This window comes from Erwinia sp. BNK-24-b, assembly GCF_047456155.1.
Lineage (GTDB): Bacteria > Pseudomonadota > Gammaproteobacteria > Enterobacterales > Enterobacteriaceae > Erwinia > Erwinia phyllosphaerae.
The window spans coordinates 1,841,333-1,863,741 of record NZ_CP179901.1 but is presented as its reverse complement, the minus strand read 5'-3'; the positions used below and the strand labels follow the sequence as shown (position 1 = coordinate 1,863,741).

Genomic DNA, 22,409 nt, shown 5'->3' with positions numbered 1-22,409 from the left:
TTTTACGCTGACCGGCTGGCGGTGCGCGCAGGCTGCGCTATCCTTTACATGCTGTTCCACTTTCAACCCACGGAAAATACTATGAAAAATTGTACAAAAGGTTTAGTTGCTCTGCTGGCCGTTTTATCGCTGGCAGGCTGTATGCACCGCAGCGACGCGGTAGGCAATGATGGACGCCCTCATGCACCAAGCGCGCAGTCAGTACCGGGCGGTACCTTAGGCGCAGGCCCTGTTGGGCAGCCGCAATCGTAATTATTTGCGCTGATAAATGCGATGTCGACTTCGGTCGGCATTTGATCTTTGTGGATAGCGGTATTATTGCTATGGCCGCACTCCTCCTGTCACACTTATCAGCGTTTTATTTCTTTCAGGTCATGAGAAAAAGCGAATATGGGCTTGTACAGCCCATCACTATTAATTAAAAACGCAGCGTCTGCCTGAAGGTGCACCCATTATGCGAGATATACTCTGGCAAACCACTTCTACCTGACTTCCTTTTTTAAGGGTCAAGGCCGTGCTTTTCTGTGAGTCGACCATTTCCATTCTGGCGGGCATAAACTGATTATCTGTTTTCAGCCTGATAATAATGGCGTCGGTAAAATCTTTATCAATAGCCTGAACCACGCCGGTTACCGCTATCTGCTTACCTTTCATGCGTTCATCCGCGGCCACTTCGTTTTCTTCATAATCTCTGAAGAGTTTACCTGCCGAGATACGGAATACCTCTTTTTGCGGCGGAGCGCTTTCTGCTATATCGGCGGGTTGCTCACCGCTTGAAGCCTCAGCGGCTTTTTTACTCTCTTCGTTTGGACCAGCCAGCACCCGGATAACAATTAGCGCAATAATAATAAAGAAAGCCCATTTGATAATTTTTTTCATCTCTTTTCCTTGTCAAACTGTGAAATGGTGCCGTTAAAAAAGCTTTCTGCCTGGCGGGCAGGCATAAAAGCGTTTCTTTAACAGCCACAGGCTTTATCGGCAGGGACGAGAAGAAATTTAGGTTAAGGATTAAAAAAGATAAAAATGAAGAATAAGCGCGCAAAAAATGCGCACCACCTTAAAGAAATAAGGTCACTGCATGATTGACCGCAATAAATAGCTAAGCAAACCTTAATGCCAGATTAACGTTTTCTCCGGCATTTACGACTATAGCGCCGTCGCGATCGCTAAATGCAATGTCACCTTTTAATAATGCCGCTTTTACCTTCGTTAAATCGCTGGCCTTAAAACCTAATGCCGCCATTCGCGCACTGCCATCGTAATCCGCTGGCAATGAGCCAAAACGGTGCCGTACATAATCTACGCAAGCAAAATGCACTGTAACCGCGCCAGCGTGCAGCGCAAACGCCCCATCCTGACAGGCCAGAACCTTTTCGACACCAAACAGCTGGCTGTACACCTGCGCAGATAAGGCAGGATCCTGCGCAACAATGACAAATTCGCTGATGTTCTGCACACCGTTAGGATGGACCTGCCATTCCGGCTGCCAGACCGCCTCTGGCGTAAGATGCTGACAAAAAAAGCTGCGTCCATTGGGGATCCGGGAAGCACGGAGGCGCACCGTGCGAAAGTGTGCTTCGCTCAGTGAACCATCCGGTAAGGTGACCGGGCGATAAAACGAGGCTGGCGGCTCGCCATCTAAATCATGCCGCTCCAGATGTTGAAAGGCGTTATCGGCACTATCGGTTTTCCACACCAGGCCGGTTAAACCCGGCGGCGCCTGCCAGAGATCGACACGCTGCTTTTCCTTTCCCTGTTCGTACCCCAACAGTTCAAGATAGTTTTCGCCAAAAATGGCCAGATGATTGCTGGAGCCCAGAGAATGATGCCCCCGCTCGGTAAGCTGAAACCCCAAACGGCTGAACAGAGAACGAGCTGTATCAAGCCGATCGGCCACGTTAATCACGGCATGATCGACTACGGGCCGAAGAACGGAAACAGGCATAAAAGATTTCCTCTTTTTAACAATCGGGCTACCCTTTTTAAGGCCCACAGCGCTGGCGGCAGATGATGACATGACTATCCTTATACTTCAGGTAAGAAAGGCTCACCCAGCGTCAGCATCAGGCGGTTCGCCCAGGCAAAAAAAGCGCTGGACTGGATCAGATCTAACAGGGCAAGCGTATCCAGCCCCTGCTCGCGCAGCGCATCTGCCTGACGCTGCGTGGCGCGGGGTGGCGTGACGGATAACGCGGCTGCAAGCTCAATGACTGCCTGCCAGCGCGGCGATTGTCCGTGCGATAACTGCCCGCCGGGCGCAACCTCCAACAGTTTTTGTACCGCCTCGTTATCTTTTGACAGCTGACTGGCTTTGCGGGCATGGACAGAGGCACAAAAGATACAGCCGTTTACCTTGCTAACTACCGCCGCTGCTAATTCACGTTCGGCACGAGGCAGTCCACCTTGCGTGTAGAAAATACCTTTATCGGTAAGCGTACGTTGCTCCAGTAGCGGCAGGTTACGCGCCAGCAGGCGAAAATAATCCGAATCGCTATGTCCAAATTTCGCCAGCGTTGTCTGTTCATCCGCGTTAAATTCCGTCAGCGGTTTCGCTGCCAGCCACGGTTCCCAGCCTAATTCAAGCTGCGTAAAGGCCGTTAATGCCCTTTTACCGCTGGCGGTCTGCGGCGCATCGTGCCATTTTCCAGCCACCACTGCCGGTGACTCGTCCTGCGCGCCCTTTCCCTGAAGCAACCGCAGCCCTGACAGTAGTCGGCTTTGAAAACTAATAAACGCCACCAGCTGCGCGAGCGTAACAATCCCGCGCTCGCTCCAGCCCGCCTCCTGTAACGCTTTAAGATGTGAAGGCGCAGCCGTAACCGGCTCAAAGGTAAGACGATGCGCAAACTCCAGCGCGGTAGTATTGCGCGCCGAAGTGTTTAATGGCTGAGTCTGCTGCCGATAGTGTGCCTGTAAAGCTGGCTGCCCGTGCCATTCCGCCACCTGCGCGGCCAGCGCTAAGCGTTCGTTGAGAGGAAAATCATCATCGTTTTGAGCAAAAATAATCTCGTAACTGCCCTGAGCATGCAGCGTGGCGGCGTCGCGTTGCCGACGCGCCTCAGCCAGTTCAGAATCGGGGGCAATGTCTGCCAGCGAGGCCAGTAAATCGTTGGGCTGAGTCATGAAAAGCTCCTGTTAGCGATGCTCGCCCGCTGCTCGTAGCCCGGGCGCAAGATGTTCTGCGATTAATTCGATGGAGCGCAGCGTTTCCGCATGCGACGGCTCGGCTGAATGCACCTGAAAAGAAATATCGGTAACGCGCGATAGCGTGCTGTCCTGCGCCAGCGACGCCTTAACGGCGGCAATATCGCCAATATGCGCATCAAACTGCCCCAGCAAATCATCAAAAGTCTCGCCGCGTAACTGATGGCCTGACGCCAGATAGTGTTCCGCCTGCTGGCGAATGCCCGGTTCGGCTATGCGCCTGGCGTGCTCCCTGCTATCAGCAACAAAGGCAGTGCGCGAAGCCAGAATACGCGGCGCAACGCCCGCAGGCAGCGCGGCGAGATAGGCATCAATGAGGGGATTTTGTATTGCATCAAGCGGTAAGGCTGGCTGGCCTGAAGGACGCGGCTGCGTACGGGACAGCATCAATCCGTGTCCAGCCTGGGCCGCGCGCACCGCTCCCTCAACGGAAAAAGTTGCAATCCAGACGCGGTCGGCGAGCTGCGCGGCTGCCGGATAGAGGTGATTGTTGGGATGAGCCAGCGAATCCCCTCGCCAGGCACTGAGCAAAATATGTAGATTATCGGCGAAAGCCGTACCGCGCTGGGCAAAGGTCAGGCCAAACGGCAGAAACGAATCTGGCGTGCCGCCCGAACCAAGGCCGATCTCCAGCCGTCCGTTTGCCAGCAGATCCAGCACGGCGGCGTCTTCTGCAACGCGCAGCGCGTTTTCCATCGGTAACGTAATAATGGCGGTGCCCAACCGAATAGTGCGGGTATGTGCTGCGACATGTGCCAGAAACAGCAGAGGCGCAGGTAAGCCGCCTTCCGCCTCGTGAAAATGGTGTTGGGCAATCCAGGCGCTATCGAAGCCGCAGCGTTCAGCGTGCTGAATCTGTTCGGTTGCCAGGCGGTAGCGCTCTTTTGCCGGCGCCTTATCCAGCAGTCGGGTGAAAAAGCCAATGCGTTTGGTCATGCAGACTCCTTTTCAACAAAGGGAGTAAAAGATGGGATTGCGGCAATCAGTTCGCGGGTATAGGAATGCTGTGGCGCGCTGAAGATTGTGACAGTGTCACCTTGTTCAACTACCTTGCCGGCCTGTAATACCGTTACGCTGTCGGCAATCTGTCGTACCGTTGCTAGATCATGCGTAATAAACAGATAAGTCAGGCCTTGCGCTATTTGCAGCTGCTGCAACAGGTCAAGGATCTGCGCCTGGACCGTAACATCCAGCGCCGAGGTTGCTTCATCCAGCACCAGAATCGTTGGCTGCAAAATCAACGCGCGTGCCAGCGCGACGCGTTGACGCTGGCCGCCAGAGAGTTCGCGGGCGCTACGTGACAATAAAGCCAGCGGTAGCGCAACGCGTATCGTGACATCTTCGACACGCTGTCGACGCTCTTTGCGACTCAGGCGTTCAAAATTACGTAGGGGTTCTTCAATAATCTGCGCCAGCGTCTGGCGCGGATCGAGCGAGGCAAACGGATTCTGCCAGACAAACTGAATTTTGCGTCGCAGCTGGCGCAGCGCTTCGCCCCGTAAGCCGTCAGTCACAATGCCATCCAGCATTACCTCACCGCTGTCCGCCTGCTCAAAGCCTAACAGGATGCGAGCCAGCGTTGTTTTACCGGAGCCCGATTCGCCTACCAGCGCATGCGTCGTCCCTCGTTGTACCACAAGGCTTGCCCGATCGAGCGCCAGCAAACTGTGTTGCTTGCCAGCCGTAAATGTTTTGCAGAGCTTTGTTGCCTGAATAGCTGGCGTGGAGAAACGTGCGGCTGCTTTTTGCACTCGCTGGTGCGGCCGTGGTGCAGCATCAATTAGCAGCTGGCGCGTATAGGGATGTTGTGGCCCGCTAACAATCTGTGCCGTAGGTCCGGATTCCTGAATTTCCCCGTGACGAAACACAATGATGCGATCGGCGCGCTCTGCCGCCAGCGGCAAATCGTGCGTGATAAACAGCACCGCGGTACCCGATTCCTGGCGTAGCGTATCCAGCAGATCGAGAATGCGTTTCTGCACCGTAACGTCCAGCGCGCTGGTCGGCTCATCAGCAATAATAATATCCGGCTGTAAGGCGAGCGCGATGGCAATAAGCACGCGCTGTTTCATGCCGCCCGATAACTGATGAGGATACTGCGAGACGCGCTGTTCGGGGTAGCTAAGCCCTACGCGCGTCAGCAGCTCAGCCACGCGCTGCTGGCGCTGTGCACGCGTTAGCTTTAAATGCAGGCGCAGGATTTCTTCTACCTGTTCGCCGATGGTTTTTACCGGGTTAAGCGAATTACCGGGATCCTGCGGCACAAGGCTAATCCGCGCGCCGCGCAGTGAATCCAGCCGTTTTTGTGCCCATGAGCTGATGTCGACGCCGTTGAGCTTGATCTGACCATTATCGCGACGCCCGTTTTCCGCCATCAGCCCCATAATCGCCTGGGCGACAGTGGTTTTGCCAGAGCCGGACTCACCTACTAAGGCAACCATTTCGCCCGCCTTGAGCTGGAAGCTGACGTTATGTACCACCTGTTGCCAGGCGCTGCCGCTGCGATAGCTCAGGCTGAGAGCCTCAACGGCGAGTAAAGGCAGTGCGTTCATCGGCGTCCTCCAGCCAGCTGCTGGCTAATGCGGTTGGCGGAAAGCACCACGGCTACCACCACCAGGCCGGGAAAAGTGGTTAGCCACCATGCTGTCGCCAGATAATTTCGTCCTTCGGCAATGAGTAATCCCCACTCCGGAGCGGGCGGCGGCGTGCCGTAACCAAGAAAACTCAGCGTCGACAGCGCCAGAATGGCCTGGCCAAACTGTAGCGCTGCATAAGCAACGAGCGGCGTCAGCGTATTGGGAAGAATGTGCCGCCACAGCACCGCAAGAAAACGGCCGCCGCTACCGTAAGCCGCTTCGACATATTCACTGTGGCGCAGACGTACCACTTCACCACGCGCCAGGCGGGCAAAGCTGGCAACAGAAGCGATACCGACCGCCGTCGCCGCGTTTAACGTCCCGAAACCCAGTAAGATCAAGACGCTTAACGACAGCAGCAGCGAGGGAATCGACAGCAACACATCCACCGTGCGCATTAGCCAGGATTCGGTTTTACCACCGGTTGCGCCTGCTACCACACCATGTGCGGTGCCAAAAATAAATCCCACCGCCACCGCCAGAAGCGCGGCCGATAGCGAATGTGATGCGCCGTAAACGATGCGCGCAAACAGATCCCGGCCCAGCTGATCGGTGCCCAGCCAGTGCCCTGCTTGCGGAGCCAGTCGCTGTGCGCCGACGACGCCTTCGGTCGCGCTGTAATGCGTGAACAAACCGGGCAGCAGCGCGGTCAGTACGGCAACCACTATCACCGCCCACGCCAGGTATAATCCGGGCTGGAGCCTTATTGTGCGGGACGAAGCAACGCTTTTTTGCCGTGCCATCGCGTAATCGACCAGACTCATACTGCACCTCCTGAAAGCGTCAGACGGGGATCCAGCAGCGGCATTACCAGATCCACCAGCAGATTGATGGTCACAAAACCCAGGGCCGAAATCATCACTACCGCCTGCAACACCGCAACGTCCTGGTTATTGACCGCCTGCTGCGTGAGCTGGCCCAGGCCGCCAAGCCCGAACACGGTTTCAGTAACGAGCGCCCCGGCGATCAGTTCGCCCAGCAGCAAACCTGCGATGGTCAGCACGGGTAACATCGCATTGCGTAAAATGTGTCGCCACAGTACGTAAGTTTCACTGGCTCCTTTGGCTCGCGCCACGGCAACAAAAGGCCTGGTCGACACGTCATCAATGCTGCGTAACAGGATTTGTGCCAGCGGCGCAGAAATGGGGATAGCTACGGTGACGATGGGCAAAATCAGTCCCTGCCAGGGCGAAGGATTAATGACCGGGATCCAGCGCAGCTGAAATGAAAACAGCTGAATCAGCGCGATGCCGAGCCAGAAAGTGGGGATAGAGATAAACAGCGCCGGGACGGACTGCAGCAAATTACGCAAGCCGCGCAGCGCGGGCAAACGCGACAGCGCAGACAGCGCAAAAGCCAGTAGCCCCGCCAGTAAAAATCCGCCCAGGGCAAGGCGCAGCGTACCGGGCAGATTGCTGCCCAGCAGTTCGCTGACCGGCACGCCTGCCTGAACCGAGTAACCGAAGTCACCATGCAGCATGGCGGTCAGCGTATGCAGATATTGCTGCCACAAGCTATTATCCGCGCCGTAGGCCTGGCGCATTTCGGCAATTTGCTGCGGGCTAAGCCCGAGATCCGGGTTCTGAAATTTAATCAGTACCGCATCGCCTGGCAGTACCTGCAACAACACAAAAGATAAGGTGAAGGCGGCCCAGAGAACCAGCAGCCCTGCCGCCAGCCGACGCGGTAAGTAATGGCGCATGATGACCTCGACTTAGTGTTTTTCCAGCCAGGCCCCGTACAGTGCCGGACGACCAACCGCTTCAAAATTCACGCCCTTCAGCCAGGGCGCGCCGGCATACACCTGCGGCTCTTCAAAGATCGGAATGACATACGCCTGGTCCAGCAGATAGCGCTGGACATCGCCAGTCAGCTGTAAACGTTTTGTCGGATCCACTTCAGCAGATATGTTAACCAGCAGTTGGTTCAGCTTGTCGTCGCGGAAGCTTTTAACCTTGTCGCTGGAGCCGCCCTTTTGCAGCAGATTGTCCCTGTTCGCCGGATAAAAGCTGCTCTTGATTACGTCCGGATCGGCACGGCCTACTTCCGTCACGTTAAGCGGCGTTTTTTGCGGATCGAGGCTATCAAGGGTTTTACTCCCGGCATCGCCGGCTTTAATCGTTAACGCCACGCCAACCTGACGCCACTGTTGCGCCACCAGCTGCAATACCTGCTTGTTCTGTGGCTGCGGCACGGATTCATAGAGGGTTAATGCCAGACGCTGACCCTCTTTCTGCCGAATCCCGTCCGCAGCTAGTTTCCAGCCCGCCTCATCCAGCAGCGCTTTTGCTTTCGTCGGATCAAAAGTTAGCTTGTCGGCCAGATTGACGTAGCCCGCCGCCGTTGTGGCTACCACAGAGGTAGCTTGCGGATAGTTTGCAGAAAAAAGCGTTTCTACTATCTGTTTAGCGTTGGTGGCATGCAGCAATGCCTGACGCACGCGGATATCGCTTACCAGCGGATTATCCGGACGAAAGCTGATGCTGTCGTTTACGCCGCGCGTGGGTGCCGCATAAATCGGAAAGCTTTGCTCTTTGGCTTGTTTCTCATCGTAAGCCTGAACCTGACGAATAAAGTCGGCCTGCCCTGCCAGCAATGCGCCAATGCGTACGCTGTCTTCAGGCGTCACGATTATCTTGATGCCGTCGAGATTAGCCGGGCCTTGCTGCTGGCTGCTTTTTGGCCCCCACCGGTAATCTTTTCGCGCTACCAGATCAACTTCGCGCCCCAGCTTTTCATCACTGACCACAAACGGGCCGGATCCGATGATATGACGAGCGTCACCCAGCCGATCGAAACTCTGTGCCAGCGTGCTTAAAGAAACCAGTCCCGAACCGATGGTCGCAGTACCCTGTAAAAAACCCGGTGATGGTTTTTTGAAATAAAACTTCACCGTTAAGGGATCGACAACTTCGCTGCGCTCGTAGTTATTAATGACCTCTGAAACCGGGAGACGCTGCGCTTTATTGCCCAGACCGTAGGTATCGAAATTTTTGGCCACGGCGTTGGCGTCCAGCGGTGTACCATCCGAAAAGGTCACGCCAGGACGAATTTTGAAGGTATATTCGGTTTTATCGGCGTTAGTGGTCCAGCTTTCGGCAATCCACGGCTCAACCTGTAAGGTTTGCGGGTTTTGCCAGGTTAACTTATCGGTGATCTGATTGAGAATGCCCCCGTTGGGATAAAAGCCGCCCGCTGGAGGATAAAGATTAGTATGTGCCTGCTGTTCAAGATAAATCAGCGTTCCCCCTTTAACCGGCGCGGCGGCGTGAACGGTGAAACTCCCTGCAAGCAATGTAAAAGCCAGCGCGCGCGGCACCGGCAAAAGCGTTAAAAGTGTCTTCATGGTGAATTCCTTTGTTATCAGCTGCCTCAGCAGGCGGAATCATCATCGAATGGCAGAACAAACTGGCAAACCAATGAATTGGTCAAAGCTTATTTAAAAAAGAGAAATGGCGGATTTATGCATCAGCACGCTGGTAAATACCGTCCGAGCATCTGCCGACCCCAGTATGAATCGAATAGTTTAGATAAAAGGTAAGTTATATATGTGCTATCCGAGGTAAAAAAACTGTTGGCTATCAATTATTACTGCCCGGGAATACAATGTACTGCCTGTAATGGATTGGGATTGGGATAGAGACAGAGACAGAGACAGAGATAGAGATAGAGATAGAGATAGAGATAGAGATAGAGATAAAGATAAAGGTAAAGACAGAGCGTCAGCAATGCCGGGCTATTGCTTGAACAAAGTCTGGATGCTGGCGTTATCATATTGCCAGATAATATTTTCAGAAGATCGTCACCATTATCGAATTCACTACTTTTCTTTAGCACAGCCCCGTAATTTCATCTAAAAAAACCCAGCGCTAAGGCTGGGCTATCAAAATTTATAAAGATTTAATTGATTCCATTCTTTTCTTGTAATTCAAAGAAACACCGCCTGAACTCCATAGGGTTTTTTATATATTTTATTGGTGCACGTGATGTGCCTACGTCGCAAACTGTTAAAGAACCATAACCAAGAATACGGCCCAGAATACTTTGCTTAACCTGTAGGCTTGAGACTTTACTCAAACCTATCTCAATAGTATCTCTCTTGATTAACCCGGTTTTCGCGATAACACGTTTATCTGTTATTCCGGCCTCATTAGAACGTATAATCATGTAGCCAAGAGGTATCAGTAACAATCCTGCTCCTGCCGTAACCAATGCGAAAATCACTCCCCAGACTATCCAGGGCAATAAAGCCCATAGTGTGACTTTGCCGCGATAAAGCAAAGATTCATTGTTGATAAGAGTAGAATCAATGTAAGCCATAGCGCTATATCCTTATATAAGTAATTCCGGAGAGACATTCTACCACCCTTGCCAGCCCAGGGGTATTTTTTCACTAAGAGTGACCTCTTAAAATGAATTGAATATCTACATAACGAAAACATCTTGATCACTTAAATTCAATATTACCTCTTATTTTTAGCTATAATTATCCCGCATCCTTCTGATTTAAAAAAATAAAACACCCAGCGATTTGCCAGCGTGGCAGATTTTCTGTGTAACAATAAACAGGACTGCGCCAGCGAATGCGCCGAATGTGATGAATGCGACTAATGCGACTAATGCGACTAATGCGACTAATGCGACTAATGCGACTAATGCGACGCATAATCGCCGGATGTAATGAAACTCACAAGCGCGGATGCAAGAAAGCCCTGACTTCAGCCAGTTTTCGGCTTTTTTCGGCCCGAAGAATATAAAATATTGATTTATGTGAATATTAAAATAAGACCAAATAATTTTAACGTCCTTTATAATCAAAGAGTTAGATTGGGGAATGGCGCATTAGTGGCTACAATTTTTATCGCGGCACATTGGCTACAGACTCTAACGTTTTCTCAAGTTCCAATATAAGGGATGCAAAGTTATTATCTTGAAGTTCGCGAGAAGTTTCCCTCTCTTTCCTTTTTGCATCACTACATAGCTCATTATAGTAATTCCGGATTTCTTTTATATTTCCAGTTATTTTAGTACCATCCCCAACATCATAAAAAGGTATTGGTATGTTCCCATTAGTATTAAAGGCAACAGTTTTTAAAGGGGTAAGCTCCATTACTTCTATAAAACCCTTATCATAGCTTATGATGCCTGGAAAAAAATATCTCTCGTCATTTCCCATATTAAACGTAATAGCCTGTTCTAAATATCTGTAATGAGTCAGGTCCCATACCATGCCATTTAAAGCCGACCATAATTTTTTTGAGTTTTTATGAATTTTGCTAAAAAAAGGAAATTTTGTTCCTCTCTCAAAAAACTCTTTAGCTATCATTATTTCCCTTGTCGCTAAAAAGCCAGCTTTATTATGCGCAAAAGATAACATCTCTAGCATTTTATTCTTCAAAGACCTAGAGGGGGAACTTATTTGTATGATACTCATCATAAGAAGGTAAATATACACCTGTGAATGACGAAACTTTATACCTTCTCTGAATCTTAGATCCTGGGAATTTTTCATCATTCTTTTAAAATGGGCATCAGTATTTATGAATAGTTCATTTTTTGATATACTTGCATTAATACCCCCTTCTCTTTCAAATACATCAGGATTGATGTTCCTTATAAACTGATAGCCTAAGAGTTTATCAAATATCTTGGGGTGGTTTTCTGGATTATCTAAATTCATTAGATTTTCCATTTCATATAAAATTGAATCTACTTGCGTTTCTTTTTTAACTATAAATTTAAACACTTCTTCAATATCATTTTCATGGTTATGCTTTTTACCATTAATATATGATTGAAGATAGCTTAAAGCTTGACTGTCCAAGGATATAGAATAATCAATTCTAAAAGTAGAACATCCTTTACTACTAAACATCTCTTCAAATGTTAATGGATCAAAAACTACGACATTTTCATCGTTGAAAAGGGATCTTATTGCTGCTCCATGTTTAAATTTTTTATTGCACTCAAACCCAGGGTAGGGGCCCTTTGGAGAAGAAAAAACAAATTTATATTCAGGAATAAGTTGATAGAAGTTTTTGTATAGTATTAAAGCCTCAGAAATAGAGTCAGCATTGCCAATCTCCATAACTAATTTTTCTTTGATATAACCCATCATTTAACACCCCTTAAATAATCGCCATTCATATATTTTTGCAACCTCTCCTGTTTCACGTAATGTTATATCCCTTACTTTTTATACGGATATTTCTTACAGATCATGTTCAGAGTATAAGAGCTAAAACGATAGTTATAAACCTTGATCTTAAAAGTTATAACCTATAGTTAACATTACTTTCCCAACCGTCTCTAATTCATCTACTCCACATATAAAACTTGATTTTTTTGTAACACTTACTTTTCTTCCCGGTAAAAGCATTATATCATATTTACCTTCTACTCCTGATAACCAGAGCCCATTACTTATATCGTTTACGCCAGCGTCAACCAGCCATGAACCGAAATCACTATTAACAAATACAGGTCATTTACCCTTGAATTTGACAGACACGCTTTAACCCATATTTTGCAGAGCACGATGCAAACCTTTCAAATCCCCTACTGATCTACCCGCCCGGTAAACGACATAGAAATCATCAGAACGGGTCATGCATGTACAGAGTGCATGGATCTGCATTAGAATACACATACGAAAAAACCTGATGGGTGCCAGTACTGGCGCGCTTCCCCCATGCACATGCATTAAAAGTGCCTTACAAAGCGGGCAGGCGTGGCGGGGATAGCATTGCGCGCGGAGGGGGGAACATGTATGGCAGAGCACCTCTTTTAAGCGCTGAGAGGCGTTGAAAGCAGAAAGAGCAAGCAGGATTCTGAAATATGAAAAACCGTGCAAAATGCCGTTGAAGGCGTCCGAAACCGTTATGGAATTTTATGTTACTGTTAAGGTATGCATGGTAACTAAATCAAGGGAATGATATGGATACTACTGAACAGCTTAAAGGAACTTACTTCTATAAAGGGTTTCATAACCTTTCGGCAGGTGAGCTTTTTTTCTGGATTTTTCTGGAGGAAGCGCAGAAACAATTAGGCGTTAAAGATATCGCCACGCTTGCATTAGTGATAATTGGCCAGCCTCATCTTATAACCAGGACAAAACCTGGCGGCACAACCGATGGCACATCCATTTTAAGCCGAGATCTTCGCCAGTGGCTGAATGTTCGGGTGAGTCGTTGGCCTACTTTGACTAACGAAAGCATTAAACATCTACGGTTCAGCTACGTAAATAATCTTGGCGCTTTTGTGGGAAGGTGGGTGCCTATGCTAGGTATCGCATATCTTATGAACGACGTTATTCAGATATCCTGGAAGGCAACCCGCAGCTATAACACTATTGCCAGAGGCGATGATAAGCTATGGAACTAAAAGATGATATCGCAGCCAGTGTGATGAGCTGGTATGAAGAGAACTATAATCAGAAGCCTTTGTTTGCAAAAAAAAAGCCTGTCCTGACGCTTGAAACCAGCCTTTCTACCGGTCATTATCCGTGGGCGAGAGAAACGGGTGACGAAATTATGACTGAGTATTTTTCACGGTTTAACGTAGATAAATCAGGTTTTGATTTTTTTAAATATTGGCCGCCAAGTAAAGGTCTTATCCCTAATTTCCTTCGCTCGAAGGAGCTTAAGGTTGTAAACCGGCGAGCTGAGCCGCTAACAATTGACATGCTGATAGAATCAGCTAAGGCGGGACGCTGGCTTTATTGATGGGCATAACGTCTACAAAGGTAAACGCAAGAGATCTCACCCTTGACCTGCTACTGTTCCTTTGTGTGGAAAATGACCCGACCATCGGGAACATCCCTTACCAAATAAAATAATTTTTTAAAATTCTTATGCGGTAGATAGGTTAGCTGAGCATAAGTAATCTATGTACTTTTCTTATAGAGATAGATATTTAAGCACTAATCTTCGACGTGTTAAGTCTGTAGAAGGAAGAAGGAGGCTAAGTTTGCTGATGCATTGCCTTCGATTAAGCTATTTTGAATACAATCGAGCCTGAGCCGACAGTGAATCTAACTGTATTATTTAGTAAATACTGGGATGTTATTGCAGCCAATCCAGTTTTCTTTATTACCACTGCCCTGGCATTTGGTGGGGTTGGTTTTTTTATAGGTAAGTTGTGAACTGCACGGCAATCCGGAGCTAACTCTGATAGTTAGAATTTTCCTTTCTACCGGTGCACGTTGGAGTAAAGCCGCAGGACTAAAGGCAAGTCAGATATCCCCAAACAAGATTACTTTCATCAACACCAAAGGGAAGAAAAACCGCACGGTTCCTATCGGGGATGATTTGTATAACGAGCTAAAAGATAAAGAAGAAAAGTTTTTCTCTGAGTGTTATCGACCGTTTTACCGCGTGATACGTCTGGCCGAAATAACCTTACCCAAAGGCCAGATGAGTCACGTTCTGCGCCACAGCTTTGCCAGTCATTTATGGTGGCTGGCGGTAACATCGTGGTACTGCAACGCATCCTGGAGCATTCCGATATCCGTATAACCATGCGTTATGCGCACTTTGCATCTGACCAGCTGGAAGAGGCCGTAACCAATAATCCGCTGGCAAGAATGGCGCTAAAAAGTGGCTACATAGGTTCATACAGGGGGTAATACGGTACTACTGGGCGAATTTTAAGTGATTGATTTATCTGTAATGTACTGTTTTAAAACCCTGACCAAAAAAAGACCAAAGACGAGTCCTGTCTTTGGTCCAGGGGAATGGCTCTTTAAGAGCCGTGCGCTAAAAGTTGGCATTTATGCAGGCTATGAAGCCTTGCCCTTTAAAAGGTAGTACAGAAGCAAGGATTTTCCAGCTGGCGCCATCAGGGCCAGCCAGAATATGACAGGTCTGTGATCGTAACGGCAGAAATAGTGACGGAATGGCAAGAAGAGGCAATTACTGCTACCGCGCCTGCTTAGATAAGCAGAAGCGCGGCAGAGCTATCAGTCACACAGCTTTTGCGTACGCTCGATGAAAGGTGCCAGGCTTTTCTTCTGGCCAGGATGCGCGGGGTCGTCGATCTGGATGACGCTAATCGGCTCTCCTTTCGCCAGTCCACTTTTGACCTGCTGCTCGGCAATCTCGTTTAGCGGATACTGCATCAGCGTGCTGGGATTAATAGCATACAGAGCGCCGCCTTTAGCGCAGGTCAGCATGACCTCTTCCCGGTCAAATGCCCATTTATCTTTACCCATTTCAAAACGGCTGACGGTAATAATTTCTGAAGCCATTGCGCTGGAACAAAAGCTTAGCGCGACGATCAGGCTGGCCAGTTTTTTCATGATAGTACGATACCTCTTTCAAAACGCCCGAAGACGGGCGGTAAATAATTCAGGCTGGCTCCAGCGTGGCGAAAATGCTTACCAGCAACAGAACCAGCGTTGCCAACAGTAATTCAGCCAGCGTGGTGAGCATAAACTGATGGTGCGCATTTTGGCCGCTACGCTGGAAGCGCGGCACCAGCCAGTAACGATTAAACAGGGCGATAAAGCACATTACCGCTACTAACAATGTTTTCAGCAATAGAAGCTGGCTGTACTGCCCGTATGCAGGCGGCCACGTCGGCAACAGGATAAAGGCGTTAATGATGCCGCTGATAATAACCAGCGCGACCGCAAGATGCCCATAGCGGGAAAAGCGCATCAGCGTGCGTACCGCATCGTAACTGGCGGGAAGCTGCCGCATATCGCGCATTAAAATCAATACGGGCAACAGGCCGCCAGCCCAGAAAGCAGCAGATAGTAAATGCACGACCTGATTAGCACGCTGTAGCCAGCCCGCTACGCCATCCAGCATGGCGGCATGACCAACAAAAGCCAGCCCGGCCAGCTGCCCTACTCCGCTTAACAGCAGTAGCTGCTGTCGAGGTCGACCTTTAGCCATCAAAGCCGCTACGCCAGCCAGCGCGGCAAACAGCTGCCATTGCCAGGCTTGCCCAAAACGTGTCTGCAATACCGCTTGCCATATCTCTGGCCTGGCGATATCAGCCCAGCCATTTGCCATCAGGCCAGTTTGCGCTGCCAGTAGTAAAACAGCAGTCAATAGCGATACCAGCGCAGCGGCAGTCAGCAGATTGTTAAAGCGTACGGAAAGACAAGGCCTGAAACGCGCGGGGGCCAACAACGTGGTATACAGGCTGCCACCGGCAAGCGTCATTAGCGCCGCAAAATGCAGCCAGCGGCAGAGTATATAGAAGAAGCTAAGGGACATATTACTTCACGCTAAAGGTATAGTTTCCTTTAGTTTTATGTCCGTCAACCGACAGTACATGCCAGCTAACCTGATAGTGCCCGCTGGTCAACGGCTTCGCTAAGGGTACAATCAGCTGATTGTGCTGTTTCGGCGCACGTTCAGCTTTGGCAAGAGGAACGACCTGGCTGCCCGCCGTCACTTCCACACCGCTGAAAGCGGGTTCGATATCTTCCGAAAAAGTTAGCGTCAGCGCCTGCGGCGAAGCTTCGACACTGGCGTTGGCAGCAGGATACTGGTTTTTAAGATGGGCATGAGCAGAAACCTGCTGTGAGAAAGCGGCGGCACTCAGCGCCAGCGCGAAAATCATTGACCTACGCATTGAATCCTTCCCTTTTGGTGCAGCGGAAGCTGCGACAAGGCCGCAAGAATACTCCGCTAAAAATAAAGTGTCGAGTCGTTCACAACTTAAAGCCACGGTCGGGCTTGCGAAACGCGCTCGCCTGCTTTATTTTTGCGACGGATTAATGGAGGTACTGATGAACTACAATCTGGCTGAACTGCCGCAGGAAGAAAAAGATAAAATCAACGTCGATTTGGCCGCCGCTGGCGTGGCTTTTAAAGAGCGTTATAACATGCCGATTGTGGCCGAAATGGTAGAGCGCGAACAGCCCGAAGCGCTGCGCGACTGGTTCCGCCAGCGTCTTATGCATTATCGTCAGGCTTCACTGAGCCTGTCGCGTCTACCTTACGAGCCCAAACAAAAATAGTGGCAAAAAGAGCTTTATTTGCTTGTGTTTCCTGACCGCTTCGGTTGAGATAACGTCTCAAAATCCGTTACGCGAGTATATTTATGTCTGTCTGGAGTATCGCTGCAGCGCAATCAGGCTCCCGTGCGGGAGATATCGCGTGGAATATTAAGCGCCATCTCGAATTCGTTGAACAGGCCGCTTTGCATCAGGTTGACCTGCTGATGTTTCCTGAACTGTCCATCACCGGCTATGAGCTTGCGCTTGCCAGCGAGCTGGCGATGCCGCAGGACGATACAAGGCTGAACGTTTTCGCCGAAGCGGCTATCAAATTTAAGATGAGCATTATTACCGGCCTGCCGCTGCAGGATGGCGAGCATACCCGGCTTAGTGCAATGGCCTTCCTGCCTGACGGTACCCGGCTGACCTACTTCAAACGCCATCTGGTTGAGGCTGAAAAGCCGTTTTTTAAAGCAGGGCAAAGCGTCCCGCTGTTTGGCTACCAGCATCATCATGTGGCCATGGCCGTTTGCGCGGATATCAGCGTTGAAGAGTATGCCCGGGATGCGGCCCGCCGTGGCGCAAATCTGTATGCCACCAGCGTCCTGCTCTCTGAAAACGGCTACCATAAGGACTGCGACTATCTGGCACGCTGGTCGCGTGAATATCAGATGGCTGTCCTGATGGCCAACCATGCTCTGCCGACAGGCGGTTTTCAAAGCGCGGGTAAAAGCGCCATCTGGGACGAAAAAGGTCGGCAGGTGGTCAGCGGCAGCGAAGGCGAACAGCTGATTATTGCCCGCCGCAAAGGCCACGACTGGCAAGGCGAAGTTCACTCTCTGCATCCGGCAGCCGTTCTTTGAGAGGGAAAATCTATGTTACGCGTAATAGATACTGAAACCTGTGGATTACATGGCGGCGTGGTAGAGGTTGCCTCCGTTGACGTTATCGACGGTCAAATTGTTAACCCCATGAGCGACCTTATCATGCCGGATCGCCCTATCAGCCGACAAGCGATGGCGATCCACCGTATTACCGAAGCGATGGTTGCGGGCAAACCCACTATTGAAGAAGCAATCGGTCGCTACCATGGCAGCGCTTATTACGTTGCGCATAATGCCAGCTTTGACCGCCGCATGCTGCCGGAAATGCCGGGCGAATGGATCTGCACCATGACGCTGGCGCGCGGCCTGTGGCCCGGCAAAAAATATGGCAACCAGGCGCTGCGTGAATCGTTGCAGCTTCAGGTTACGCCTCCGGCCGATCTGCATGCTCACCGCGCGCTGTATGACTGCTACGTTACCGCCGCGCTGTTAATTCGCATTATGGAGTTTTCCGGTTGGGACGCGCCGGAGATGGTGCGCCGCATGCAGGTTCGCGGCTCCAGCGTGACTTTTCCCTTTGGGAAATACCGGGGTAGCCGCATTGATGATGTGGTGAAGCGCGATCCGGGATACCTGAAGTGGATGTTAAAAAATATCCCGGATCTGAAGCCCGATCTGAAAAGCGCGATGGAACGGGCGCTGTCAGCAGATTAACGCGCGCTGGCGGCGCTCAGCGTCTCCTGCGCAAGCCCAATCAGAAACGCATACTCCAGCGCTACGCCTTCGTAAGATTTAAAGCGTCCCGACTTGCCGCCGTGGCCCGCATCCATATCGGTGCAGAGCAGCAGCAGATTTTCGTCGGTCTTTAACTCCCGCAGTTTCGCCACCCATTTCGCCGGCTCCCAGTACTGCACCTGTGAGTCGTGCAGCCCGGTCGTGACCAGCATATGCGGATAATCCTGCGCGCTCACGCAGTCGTAAGGACTGTACTGGCGGATATAGCGATAATATTGCTCGTCGGCCGGATTACCCCACTCATCATATTCACCGGTCGTTAGCGGTATTGACTCATCCAGCATGGTTGTGACCACATCGACAAAAGGAACCTGAGCCACCACGCCGTGAAAGCGCGTTGGCTGCATATTGATGATGGTCCCCATCAGCAGGCCGCCAGCACTACCGCCCATCGCGTACAGCTTTTCAGGATCGCCATAGCCCTTCTCAACCAGCGTACTCGTGACGTCGATAAAATCATGGAAGGTGTTGAGCTTGTTTAACAGCTTGCCGTCTTCATACCACTGCTGGCCCAGCTCGCCGCCGCCGCGAATATGCGCCAGCGCAAAAACAAAACCGCGATCCAGCAGGCTAAGACGGCTGGCACTGAAGTCCGCCTCCATGCAGCTGCCGTAGGAGCCGTAGCCATAAACCAGCATCGGGTTTTTACCCGGACGATAGTGCTCTTTGTGGTAAACCAGCGATACCGGCACTTCGACGCCGTCACGCGCGGTGATCCAGTGATGTTCGCTGCGGTAGTGGCTGGCATCAAACCCATTTACCTCAGCCTGTTTAAGGATGTGCCGTTCGCCGCTGTCCATATCCAGTTCAAACAGGGTATCCGGCGTGGTCATGGAAGAGTAACCGTAGCGCAGCTTGCTCGTATCCGGAGAAGGATTAAAAGAGAGCCAGGTGACATAAGCCGGATCGTCAAAGGCAATACCGTAATCCTCGCCGGTTTGCCAGCTGATCTGGCGCAGGCTGGTCAGGCCGCGCTGGCGTTCTTCTACCACCAGCCAGTCGCGAAACAGAGCGAAATCTTCCAGCATGACCTGCTCGCGAGGCGCAATCAGCGTTTCCCATTTCTCTTCTTTTACGTGATCGGTACGGTAGAGACCGAAGTTTTTACCTTCACGGTTGGAGCGAACGTAAAAATGGTGGTTATAGTGATCGAGACTGTATTCGTGATCTTTGCGTCTCGGGCAAAAGATTTGCGGCTGCGCATCAGCAAATTCGGCGTCAAGCAGCCGGATTTCACTGGTCGTGCTGCTGTTAAGCACGATTAAAATAAAATGCTCGGACATCGTTTTATGCAGGCTGACGTAAAAGGTGTCGTCCTTTTCTTCATAAACCAGCTCGTCCTCGTGCTGCGACGTTCCTAACCGGTGACGCCAGACCTGCCACGGCAGCAGCGTCTGCTTGTCTTTTAATACGTAATAAAAGGTGCGGCTGTCGCTGGCCCAGACGAAGCTGGAGGAGACGTTTTCCAGGACTTCCGGATACCAGCTGCCGGTTTGCAGATTGCAGAATCGAATGCCGTACTGACGGCGTGAAAGAAAATCCTCGGCCAGCGCCATCGTTTGATTATCCGGGCTGATGCCCAGGCCGCCCATCGTGTAAAACTCGCTGTGAGCAGCGCGCTGATTGCCATCGACCAGGGTTTCCCACTCTTCCGGGGTTTCTGTGTTTTCCGGCTGGCGCAGGTAAATGGCATATTCGTTGCCCTCTTCGTAGCGCCGCTGATAGCGATAGCCTTTTCTGACGTAGGGAACGGACTGCTCGCGCTGTGGAATGCGGTCGACCATCTCTTTCAGTAGCCGATCCTGCAGTGCCTGCTGCGTATGCATAACGGCTTTGCCGTAATCGTTTTCCGCGTGCAGATAGTCCAGCACGTCTGGATTTTCACGCTTGTCATCGCGCAGCCAGTAATAGTTGTCGATGCGCGTTTCACCATGAGCGGTCATCTCAAAAGGAATCTTTCTGGCGACTGGTGGTTTTATCATTCTTTGCCCCGCTGAATCAGTTATACAGAGTAAGGGTGGCAGTTGTGGCGGTGATTGCCAAGCGGCAGGCGCGAAGAAGAGTTGAAAAACAAGGTTTAAAAGCTTTCTGGCGCATTCAGGTTTTCTGAACGCACGCGTCAGGAAGCGTCAAGGCAGGCAAAGCCTGGCAAACCTTTACCCCACTGATGTTACTGGCAAATTTACGCAGACCACTATACTTACCCGCATCACAGAGTCAAAAGGTCAGACCGTTTACGTTTTATCAGGTCAGACAGAATAGTCGATAAGGGGAAAAGTATGCGTTTTCAAAATAGCCCGTTGTTTATCAATACGGTTTTATTAGGCGGCACGACGGAAGAGAAAATTGCTGCCGCGGCCGAAGCGGGATTCAACCAGGTAGAACTGTGGCGGCAGGATGTCGATGCGGCCAAAGGCACGGCGAAAGATGTCGCAAGCCTGCTACAGCAGCAAAACCTGTCGCTGACTGATTACCAGGTATTGCTGGATTTTGACGGCGCGCCTGACCACCAGCGCGAGGAAAAACGCCGCGATGCTCTGGAAATGCTGGATACGGCCGTGGCGCTGGGTGCGACAACAATACTGACTCCGGCCTCCACGCAAAAAGAGTGTATGGCCGAAAGAGAAGAGGAAGATATTCGCTGGCTGGCTCAGGAAGCCGGAAAACGCGGCCTGCGGGTGGCTTTCGAGGCGATGGCGTGGAGTACGCACATCAACACAACCCCGGCCGCGTGGCAGCTTGTCCAGCGCGTCAATGAACCCAACCTTGGTTTGGTTATCGATGCCTTTCATATTTTTGTACGCAACCGCACTATCGCCGATCTCAACGGGATCCCGATGGAAAAAATCTTTCTGGTACAGCTTTCTGATCTGGACGAACTGCCGTCAGGTGACCAGCTGGTGCAGACGGCCAGGCACCATCGCCTGCTGCCGGGTCAGGGAAACTTCCCGCTTTATACGCTGCTGGATTACCTGGAAGCGGAAGGTTACCGGGGGCCGGTGGGACTGGAGGTCTTTAACGATGGGCTCCATCAGCGAGCGCCCGCCGACGCGGCAAAAGAGGCAATGCATGCTCTGAAACGCTGCTGCGCCCAGGCGACGCCAGGCCAGCCTGGCTAAGTCAGGCCATAAAGCGTACCGGCCGGTTAACTGGCTAAACATGTCATAAACCGTGCTGGTGGGTTAACTGGTTAAACATATCACAAAGCGTGCTGGCCGCTTAACTGGCCAGGTCAGGCCATAAAGCGTGCTGGTGGGTTAAGTGGCTAAACATGTCGCAAAGCGTGCTGATGGGTTAACTCGCTAAACATGTCACAAAGCGTACCGGTCGGTTAAGTGGCCAGGTCAAGCCATAAAGCGTGCCGGTCAGTTAACTGGCTAAGCACGACCTGCTCTTGCGCCAGTGGATAAAACAGAGCCAGCCGGGCGGCTGGCTTTTCTGCCGCTGAGCAGGCAGCACGGCGAATGTCCGGCAACCTGGCGGCTTAATGATATCGCTATCTGTCCATTCAGCTATTCAGCTATTCAGCTATTCAGCTATTCAGCTATTCAGCTATTCAGCTATTCAGCTATTCAGCTATTCAGGGGACTTTACCCCTCAGGCAGCTTTGCCACGCCCGGTTTTGCCCGCTTTTTCCTCGCCTTTTTCATCCGTCACGGCGCTAAGCTCGGCAACGGAAGCCGCAGGACGCTCGTCTGCCGCTTCTGGCATTTTACTGGTACGCAGAATATGCTGGACGGCATCTTTGTGTTCAGACAGGAACATACCCAGCGCTTCACGCTGGTTTTCGTCCATATCCAGCGGCGCGGCGCTTAACCAGTCGCAGAACACTTCAGCCATATCAAGCATTTTGTCATAAGCGTCGGCTTCTTTCTTGCTGGCGAAAGTCATCTTTTCCTCACCTTTTCTGACGACAACATATTTGATTTCAACAGCCATAGTACACACCTCGTTTAACTGTATTTTTATACAGTATATCAGCCCTGCATTATTTCT

General features: G+C 51.0%; 24 protein-coding genes and 2 pseudogenes. 9 read left to right on the top strand and 17 right to left on the bottom strand.

The window, feature by feature from the left end; translation table 11 throughout:
• The first annotated feature begins 81 nt into the window (after positions 1-81).
• The gene (locus ACMGGR_RS08290; RefSeq protein ID WP_246757516.1) at positions 82-252 is read left to right on the top strand and encodes a hypothetical protein; all 171 of its coding nucleotides are present in this window, start codon (positions 82-84) and stop codon (positions 250-252) included.
• A 162-nt stretch (positions 253-414) separates the two neighbouring features.
• Here ACMGGR_RS08290 and ACMGGR_RS08285 read toward each other — a convergent pair whose 3' ends face one another.
• From ACMGGR_RS08285 to ACMGGR_RS08230, 12 genes and pseudogenes are all read right to left on the bottom strand, one after another.
• The gene (locus tag ACMGGR_RS08285; RefSeq protein WP_414148634.1) at positions 415-879 is read right to left on the bottom strand and encodes an OB-fold protein; all 465 of its coding nucleotides are present in this window, start codon (positions 877-879) and stop codon (positions 415-417) included.
• A 220-nt stretch (positions 880-1,099) separates the two neighbouring features.
• Positions 1,100-1,945: a VOC family protein gene (locus ACMGGR_RS08280; protein WP_414148633.1), complete on the bottom strand. Its 846-nt coding sequence runs from the start codon at positions 1,943-1,945 to the stop codon at positions 1,100-1,102.
• Between the two features lie 80 nt (positions 1,946-2,025).
• Complete coding sequence (locus ACMGGR_RS08275) at positions 2,026-3,123, bottom strand: alkylhydroperoxidase domain protein (RefSeq protein ID WP_414148632.1); 1,098 nt, start codon at positions 3,121-3,123, stop codon at positions 2,026-2,028.
• A gap of 12 nt (positions 3,124-3,135) precedes the next feature.
• Complete coding sequence (locus tag ACMGGR_RS08270; protein WP_414148631.1) at positions 3,136-4,140, bottom strand: putative FMN-dependent luciferase-like monooxygenase; 1,005 nt, start codon at positions 4,138-4,140, stop codon at positions 3,136-3,138.
• Complete coding sequence (locus tag ACMGGR_RS08265; protein WP_414148630.1) at positions 4,137-5,756, bottom strand: dipeptide ABC transporter ATP-binding protein; 1,620 nt, start codon at positions 5,754-5,756, stop codon at positions 4,137-4,139. The genes ACMGGR_RS08270 and ACMGGR_RS08265 overlap by 4 nt, the downstream gene beginning before the upstream one ends.
• Positions 5,753-6,604, bottom strand: a complete 852-nt coding sequence (locus ACMGGR_RS08260) for an ABC transporter permease (RefSeq protein ID WP_414148629.1) — start codon at positions 6,602-6,604, stop codon at positions 5,753-5,755. Before ACMGGR_RS08260 ends, ACMGGR_RS08265 begins: the two co-directional genes overlap by 4 nt.
• Complete coding sequence (locus ACMGGR_RS08255) at positions 6,601-7,542, bottom strand: ABC transporter permease (protein WP_246757523.1); 942 nt, start codon at positions 7,540-7,542, stop codon at positions 6,601-6,603. Before ACMGGR_RS08255 ends, ACMGGR_RS08260 begins: the two co-directional genes overlap by 4 nt.
• A 12-nt stretch (positions 7,543-7,554) precedes the next feature.
• Positions 7,555-9,186 carry a TIGR04028 family ABC transporter substrate-binding protein gene (locus ACMGGR_RS08250; RefSeq protein ID WP_414148628.1) on the bottom strand — a complete coding sequence of 544 codons (1,632 nt, stop codon included), beginning with the start codon at positions 9,184-9,186 and terminating at the stop codon, positions 7,555-7,557.
• Positions 9,187-9,428: 242 nt separating this feature from the next.
• Positions 9,429-9,677 (bottom strand): hypothetical protein, encoded by a 249-nt coding sequence (locus ACMGGR_RS08245; protein ID WP_414148627.1) that lies wholly within the window; start codon positions 9,675-9,677, stop codon positions 9,429-9,431.
• A gap of 63 nt (positions 9,678-9,740) precedes the next feature.
• A complete protein-coding gene (locus ACMGGR_RS08240) occupies positions 9,741-10,160 on the bottom strand; it encodes a PH domain-containing protein (protein WP_414148626.1) in 420 nt (139 codons plus the stop codon).
• Positions 10,161-10,698: 538 nt separating this feature from the next.
• Complete coding sequence (locus ACMGGR_RS08235) at positions 10,699-11,958, bottom strand: hypothetical protein (protein WP_414148625.1); 1,260 nt, start codon at positions 11,956-11,958, stop codon at positions 10,699-10,701.
• A gap of 147 nt (positions 11,959-12,105) precedes the next feature.
• Positions 12,106-12,312, bottom strand: a pseudogene (locus ACMGGR_RS08230) (phage repressor protein CI); the annotation flags it as partial.
• Between the two features lie 464 nt (positions 12,313-12,776).
• Between ACMGGR_RS08230 and ACMGGR_RS08225 the strand changes: the two are divergent.
• The 4 genes and pseudogenes from ACMGGR_RS08225 to ACMGGR_RS08210 all read left to right on the top strand — a co-directional run bounded on the left by ACMGGR_RS08225 (position 12,777) and on the right by ACMGGR_RS08210 (position 14,466).
• Entirely contained in the window at positions 12,777-13,223 is a 447-nt protein-coding gene (locus tag ACMGGR_RS08225) for an STM2901 family protein (protein WP_414148624.1), read from the top strand.
• Positions 13,214-13,564: a DUF1493 family protein gene (locus ACMGGR_RS08220; RefSeq protein WP_414148623.1), complete on the top strand. Its 351-nt coding sequence runs from the start codon at positions 13,214-13,216 to the stop codon at positions 13,562-13,564. Before ACMGGR_RS08225 ends, ACMGGR_RS08220 begins: the two co-directional genes overlap by 10 nt.
• A 420-nt stretch (positions 13,565-13,984) precedes the next feature.
• A pseudogene (locus ACMGGR_RS08215) lies at positions 13,985-14,113 on the top strand (site-specific integrase); the annotation flags it as partial.
• A gap of 80 nt (positions 14,114-14,193) precedes the next feature.
• Positions 14,194-14,466, top strand: coding sequence for a hypothetical protein (locus ACMGGR_RS08210; RefSeq protein ID WP_414148622.1), 273 nt, complete (start codon positions 14,194-14,196; stop codon positions 14,464-14,466).
• Positions 14,467-14,799: 333 nt separating this feature from the next.
• Here the strand turns inward: ACMGGR_RS08210 and ACMGGR_RS08205 are convergent, their stop codons facing one another.
• From ACMGGR_RS08205 to yobA, 3 genes are read right to left on the bottom strand one after another with little or no spacing between them, the layout of a single operon-like run.
• Positions 14,800-15,138 carry a YebY family protein gene (locus tag ACMGGR_RS08205; protein WP_414148621.1) on the bottom strand — a complete coding sequence of 113 codons (339 nt, stop codon included), beginning with the start codon at positions 15,136-15,138 and terminating at the stop codon, positions 14,800-14,802.
• A 49-nt stretch (positions 15,139-15,187) separates the two neighbouring features.
• Complete coding sequence (gene copD, locus ACMGGR_RS08200) at positions 15,188-16,066, bottom strand: copper homeostasis membrane protein CopD (RefSeq protein ID WP_414148620.1); 879 nt, start codon at positions 16,064-16,066, stop codon at positions 15,188-15,190.
• A gap of 1 nt (position 16,067) precedes the next feature.
• On the bottom strand, positions 16,068-16,427 hold the full coding sequence (yobA, locus tag ACMGGR_RS08195) for a CopC domain-containing protein YobA (RefSeq protein ID WP_414148619.1): 360 nt from the start codon (positions 16,425-16,427) through the stop codon (positions 16,068-16,070).
• Positions 16,428-16,584: 157 nt separating this feature from the next.
• On the opposite strand from yobA, the gene ACMGGR_RS08190 reads away from it, so the two are divergent.
• The 3 genes from ACMGGR_RS08190 to exoX all read left to right on the top strand — a co-directional run bounded on the left by ACMGGR_RS08190 (position 16,585) and on the right by exoX (position 18,332).
• On the top strand, positions 16,585-16,815 hold the full coding sequence (locus ACMGGR_RS08190; RefSeq protein WP_246757532.1) for a DNA polymerase III subunit theta: 231 nt from the start codon (positions 16,585-16,587) through the stop codon (positions 16,813-16,815).
• A gap of 83 nt (positions 16,816-16,898) precedes the next feature.
• The gene (locus ACMGGR_RS08185; protein WP_246757533.1) at positions 16,899-17,657 is read left to right on the top strand and encodes a carbon-nitrogen hydrolase family protein; all 759 of its coding nucleotides are present in this window, start codon (positions 16,899-16,901) and stop codon (positions 17,655-17,657) included.
• 12 nt (positions 17,658-17,669) lie between these two features.
• Positions 17,670-18,332, top strand: a complete 663-nt coding sequence (gene exoX / locus ACMGGR_RS08180) for an exodeoxyribonuclease X (RefSeq protein ID WP_246757534.1) — start codon at positions 17,670-17,672, stop codon at positions 18,330-18,332.
• Here the strand turns inward: exoX and ACMGGR_RS08175 are convergent.
• Positions 18,329-20,392, bottom strand: coding sequence for a prolyl oligopeptidase family serine peptidase (locus ACMGGR_RS08175; protein ID WP_414148930.1), 2,064 nt, complete (start codon positions 20,390-20,392; stop codon positions 18,329-18,331). The genes exoX and ACMGGR_RS08175 overlap by 4 nt on opposite strands.
• Before the next feature lie 300 nt (positions 20,393-20,692).
• Between ACMGGR_RS08175 and ACMGGR_RS08170 the strand changes: the two genes are divergently transcribed.
• Entirely contained in the window at positions 20,693-21,532 is an 840-nt protein-coding gene (locus ACMGGR_RS08170; protein WP_414148618.1) for a sugar phosphate isomerase/epimerase family protein, read from the top strand.
• A gap of 478 nt (positions 21,533-22,010) precedes the next feature.
• On the opposite strand, the gene ACMGGR_RS08165 is transcribed toward ACMGGR_RS08170, so the two are convergent.
• The gene (locus ACMGGR_RS08165; protein WP_246757536.1) at positions 22,011-22,352 is read right to left on the bottom strand and encodes a YebG family protein; all 342 of its coding nucleotides are present in this window, start codon (positions 22,350-22,352) and stop codon (positions 22,011-22,013) included.
• Positions 22,353-22,409 lie beyond the last annotated feature (57 nt).

Bases quoted from the DNA above. Each gene is read 5' to 3' on its own strand.
- ACMGGR_RS08290 (WP_246757516.1), top strand. From the start codon at position 82: ATGAAAAATTGTACAAAAGGTTTAGTTGCTCTGCTGGCCGTTTTATCG.
- ACMGGR_RS08285 (WP_414148634.1), bottom strand. From the start codon at position 879: ATGAAAAAAATTATCAAATGGGCTTTCTTTATTATTATTGCGCTAATT.
- ACMGGR_RS08280 (WP_414148633.1), bottom strand. From the start codon at position 1,945: ATGCCTGTTTCCGTTCTTCGGCCCGTAGTCGATCATGCCGTGATTAAC.
- ACMGGR_RS08275 (WP_414148632.1), bottom strand. From the start codon at position 3,123: ATGACTCAGCCCAACGATTTACTGGCCTCGCTGGCAGACATTGCCCCC.
- ACMGGR_RS08270 (WP_414148631.1), bottom strand. From the start codon at position 4,140: ATGACCAAACGCATTGGCTTTTTCACCCGACTGCTGGATAAGGCGCCG.
- ACMGGR_RS08265 (WP_414148630.1), bottom strand. From the start codon at position 5,756: ATGAACGCACTGCCTTTACTCGCCGTTGAGGCTCTCAGCCTGAGCTAT.
- ACMGGR_RS08260 (WP_414148629.1), bottom strand. From the start codon at position 6,604: ATGAGTCTGGTCGATTACGCGATGGCACGGCAAAAAAGCGTTGCTTCG.
- ACMGGR_RS08255 (WP_246757523.1), bottom strand. From the start codon at position 7,542: ATGCGCCATTACTTACCGCGTCGGCTGGCGGCAGGGCTGCTGGTTCTC.
- ACMGGR_RS08250 (WP_414148628.1), bottom strand. From the start codon at position 9,186: ATGAAGACACTTTTAACGCTTTTGCCGGTGCCGCGCGCGCTGGCTTTT.
- ACMGGR_RS08240 (WP_414148626.1), bottom strand. From the start codon at position 10,160: ATGGCTTACATTGATTCTACTCTTATCAACAATGAATCTTTGCTTTAT.
- ACMGGR_RS08235 (WP_414148625.1), bottom strand. From the start codon at position 11,958: ATGATGGGTTATATCAAAGAAAAATTAGTTATGGAGATTGGCAATGCT.
- ACMGGR_RS08225 (WP_414148624.1), top strand. From the start codon at position 12,777: ATGGATACTACTGAACAGCTTAAAGGAACTTACTTCTATAAAGGGTTT.
- ACMGGR_RS08220 (WP_414148623.1), top strand. From the start codon at position 13,214: ATGGAACTAAAAGATGATATCGCAGCCAGTGTGATGAGCTGGTATGAA.
- ACMGGR_RS08205 (WP_414148621.1), bottom strand. From the start codon at position 15,138: ATGAAAAAACTGGCCAGCCTGATCGTCGCGCTAAGCTTTTGTTCCAGC.
- copD (WP_414148620.1), bottom strand. From the start codon at position 16,066: ATGTCCCTTAGCTTCTTCTATATACTCTGCCGCTGGCTGCATTTTGCG.
- yobA (WP_414148619.1), bottom strand. From the start codon at position 16,427: ATGCGTAGGTCAATGATTTTCGCGCTGGCGCTGAGTGCCGCCGCTTTC.
- ACMGGR_RS08190 (WP_246757532.1), top strand. From the start codon at position 16,585: ATGAACTACAATCTGGCTGAACTGCCGCAGGAAGAAAAAGATAAAATC.
- ACMGGR_RS08185 (WP_246757533.1), top strand. From the start codon at position 16,899: ATGTCTGTCTGGAGTATCGCTGCAGCGCAATCAGGCTCCCGTGCGGGA.
- exoX (WP_246757534.1), top strand. From the start codon at position 17,670: ATGTTACGCGTAATAGATACTGAAACCTGTGGATTACATGGCGGCGTG.
- ACMGGR_RS08170 (WP_414148618.1), top strand. From the start codon at position 20,693: ATGCGTTTTCAAAATAGCCCGTTGTTTATCAATACGGTTTTATTAGGC.
- ACMGGR_RS08165 (WP_246757536.1), bottom strand. From the start codon at position 22,352: ATGGCTGTTGAAATCAAATATGTTGTCGTCAGAAAAGGTGAGGAAAAG.